The 1,231-nt window shown below is 53.1% G+C and carries 1 protein-coding gene; it reads left to right on the forward strand.

Annotated elements, in window-relative coordinates; all coding sequences use genetic code 11:
• Positions 1-62: 62 nt before the first annotated feature.
• Positions 63-1,213 (forward strand): IS3 family transposase gene (locus ACW9IN_RS30070; protein WP_457369238.1). Its coding sequence is split into 2 segments (ribosomal slippage): positions 63-306 and positions 306-1,213, totalling 1,152 coding nucleotides; the frame shifts between segments, so codons are not numbered across the junction.
• Positions 1,214-1,231: the final 18 nt, after the last annotated feature.

The raw sequence follows: 1,231 nt of genomic DNA on the forward strand, positions 1-1,231 counted from the left end.
TGAATCGCCCCGGGTTTCGTAGACACCTCTTTGCCTTAAACTGAGGCCAATTAGGAGGTGCCATGAGCAACCCGCGTTACCCCGAAGAATTCAAAATCCAAGCGGTCAATCAAGTGACCGAAAAGAAGCTGCCTGTCGCTGAGGTAGCGGCTCGTCTCGGCGTGTCGACGCATAGCCTCTATGCCTGGATAAAGCGCTACAGCAAACCTCAACAAGAACGGCAACAGGATGATGATCAGCACGCTGAGCTGCGTCGTCTGCGAGCGGAACTCAAGCGCGTCACTGAAGAGCGAGACATATTAAAAAAGGCCGCCGCGTACTTTGCCAAGGAGTGCGGCTGAAGTACGCCTTTATCAAGCAGCGCGCGGGCGACTATTCGATTCGACGGCTTTGCCTGACGCTGAAAGTCCATCCCAGCGGTTATTACGCCTGGCTGTCTGAGCCGCAATCTGTACGCGCCAAAGACGACCAGCGACTGCTGGGTTTGATCAAGCATTCCTGGCTGGAGAGCGGCGGCGTTTATGGCTATCGCAAAGTCCATGACGATCTGCGCGAAGTCGGTGAGGATTGTGGTCGGCATCGTGTGGCGAGGCTGATGCGTCTTGAAGGTCTGCGCTCTCAGACAGGGTATCGACGCCGCCCTGGCAAATACGGCGGTAAGCCAGCCGTCGCCTCACCCAATTTACTGAAGCGCCAGTTTGATGTCGTAGAACCCAACAAAGTTTGGGTTACCGACATCACTTACATTCGTACATATGAAGGCTGGCTGTATTTGGCAGTGGTGCTGGATCTGTTTTCTCGTCAGGTCGTTGGCTGGTCAATGAAGTCGCGGATGACCAGTGATTTGGCCATTGATGCGTTATTGATGGCGGTTTGGAGACGAAAACCGAAACAGGAGGTGATGGTTCACTCCGACCAAGGCAGCCAGTACAGCAGCTCCGATTGGCGCAGTTTTCTGAAAGCGAACAATTTGGTTGCCAGTATGAGTCGCCGAGGCAACTGTCATGACAACGCTGTGGCCGAGAGCTTTTTCCAGCTTCTGAAACGGGAACGGGTCAAGCGGAAAATCTACACCTCGCGGCAAGATGCTCGTAGTGATGTATTTGATTACATCGAGATGTTCTACAACGCAAAACGCCGCCATGGTTTCAACAATCAGCTCTCACCGGTAGAGTTTGAAAAACGTTACACAATGAGCTTGCAAGGTGTCTAGAGAATCCGGGGCGATTCA

The organism is Pseudomonas sp. SDO5271_S396 (genome assembly GCF_054071795.1).